This is a genomic window from Fulvivirga imtechensis AK7, from assembly GCF_000331535.1.
GTDB classification, from domain to species: domain Bacteria; phylum Bacteroidota; class Bacteroidia; order Cytophagales; family Cyclobacteriaceae; genus Fulvivirga; species Fulvivirga imtechensis.
Genome location: NZ_AMZN01000185.1, coordinates 1 through 1915, shown reverse-complemented (window position 1 = coordinate 1915; position 1915 = coordinate 1). Strand labels below are relative to the sequence as shown.

The window sequence follows — 1915 nt, the reverse complement described above, 5'->3', positions numbered from 1 at the left end:
AAGGTAGTGCAGTGTAAGCTATTCCATTCGCAGGTAATAAGGTGCATCTGCGGTACTCGTTCAGGCTGCACTACAGAAAAAAACAAGGCTATACAAGCTCGTTCGTACCTCTCTCGGCCTTGTTTTTTCTTTCGCTGGCTTCTCTGTGTTCCTCGCTGCGGCAGCTCCTGTGCCTGCTGTTAAAGTTTCCGGTGAAAAACAAAAGCGGTAACAGCATCCACCCGCTGCCCTGAGTTTGTGCTCGCCTGCGGGCTCTCTCGGATACCCCGGAAGCGCCCTACCGGGCTTCCTCTCCGGGGGCCTCGTTCGCACTCGCAAGGCGGCTCGCAGATAACGATAAAGTGTACGTATCCGATTTAAAGCCTCGTTCAAAAGTCTGCTTTTCTTACCGCCCCGTGGGCTTTCCTTTTCCATGGCTAAGTCTGGCAGTCGGGTTGGAGCATTTTTGTAGATGCTGCAAAAAATTGTTGTATGATCTTTTAAAGGTATTTTTCACATCATCTACAAAAACGGTTCTACGTATTTAAATATAGAGTTATCTACATAGTTCTTTAATAATCACGTTTTTTTGAAGGGTAAAAGCCTGGACAACATTTCTCACTTATCGTACTCTTTAAACTTTAAAGGCTTTTAGTCTTCAAAAAAATGCTGCAAGCCAACTACTCACTTTCTTCTGGCTCTTCCTGATCATGGCGCTGCTAAAGACTTCTGCCCCCGATGTTGGCAATCGGGACAGGGCCCGCGAGCCGTAAAGGCGAAGTGAGGGTGGATGCCGGAGGTACGAAGGCAGACATCCCGAACGTAGCCGCGAGTCCGAAGGCAGCCGGACAGGAAAAGGGCGATAGCCCGACTGGCCGTGAGTGACGTAACGAAGTGAAGGAACGGTCTGACTGAGGGGCGAAGGCGAGCAATAACACTGGCTGTGGGTTTTTATTTTTGCCTACCTGCCGGAGGCTTATCATTCAATCAAAATAAAAACAGGAACAGCCGCAGTGAGGAACGCAGCGAAGCAAACGGAAGAAAAAACAAGGCCGGAACGTAGTGGAGCTTGTATAGCCTTGTTTTTTTCTGTAGTGCAGCCTGAGCGAGTACCGCAGCCACACCGCTGTACCAAGCGGCTGGTGTGGGTGGTCTTGTGTGGTGGCTGTGGGCTTTGGGGTGGAGTTGCGGGTTTGGGTTTTATTTCAGGGTTTCCTTGATCTTTTCAGGGTCTTGACTGGAATGGAACAGCATCACTATAATCACCTCGTTTTCTGTGACTTCATAAATGAGCTTGTAACTCCACTTGCTAACCGAACGGTAATTATTGGGTTCATCTAAAAGGTAAGGCTCTTTGGGGTACTTTTCAGGAAAGTCCCCTAAACTTTTGGCTAAAGACAACAAAGTTTTCCTAACCTTATGTGCCCCCGAAGGAGATTCAACCTTAATATATTCGTAAATATCCGTAAGGATTCTATTGCTTCAATATCCCAACGTACCGGAAGCCGTTTTTTTACTTACCAATTTTCGGATTCTTTTTCAAGGTCTTCCTGACTGGTAAAAAAACCTGATTTCACTCGCGAAGAGGCTGATCTTACTCGTTTCACTAGTGCTGATTTGGTGATGGGATCTCCCTTTGTAGTGTAACCTACAATAGGGTTTTCAGAAGATGAAAGCCCCCTTTCAATGATCTTCAGATAGGCATTCAATAACTCTTCATCATCTATCTCTTCTATCAATCTATGAAGCGATTCCTTTAGTTTTACAGTTGTCATAGGCAAAATGCTTTCCACAAAATAACGATTATTTACCATTTTTTGGTTCATTTTAATGGATGATATTGGTCCAGTGCCTTTTTCAGGTATTCAACATCAGCCTGCTGGTATAATTCGGTAGACAGGATGTTTTTATGGCCTGCCAGGTATTGGGCTTTCCG

At 45.8% G+C, this 1915-nt stretch carries 3 protein-coding genes; 1 reads left to right on the top strand and 2 read right to left on the bottom strand.

The annotated features are described in order from the left end of the window. Window positions 1–717: 717 nt before the first annotated feature. Window positions 718–864 (top strand): hypothetical protein, encoded by a 147-nt coding sequence (locus C900_RS30185; RefSeq protein ID WP_009583816.1) that lies wholly within the window; start codon window positions 718–720, stop codon window positions 862–864. Between the two features lie 315 nt (window positions 865–1179). On the opposite strand, the gene C900_RS31100 is transcribed toward C900_RS30185, so the two are convergent. Next, window positions 1180–1440 (bottom strand): type II toxin-antitoxin system RelE/ParE family toxin, encoded by a 261-nt coding sequence (locus C900_RS31100; protein WP_425402001.1) that lies wholly within the window; start codon window positions 1438–1440, stop codon window positions 1180–1182. Between the two features lie 56 nt (window positions 1441–1496). Next, on the bottom strand, window positions 1497–1793 hold the full coding sequence (locus tag C900_RS27675; protein ID WP_009583813.1) for a hypothetical protein: 297 nt from the start codon (window positions 1791–1793) through the stop codon (window positions 1497–1499). Window positions 1794–1915 lie beyond the last annotated feature (122 nt).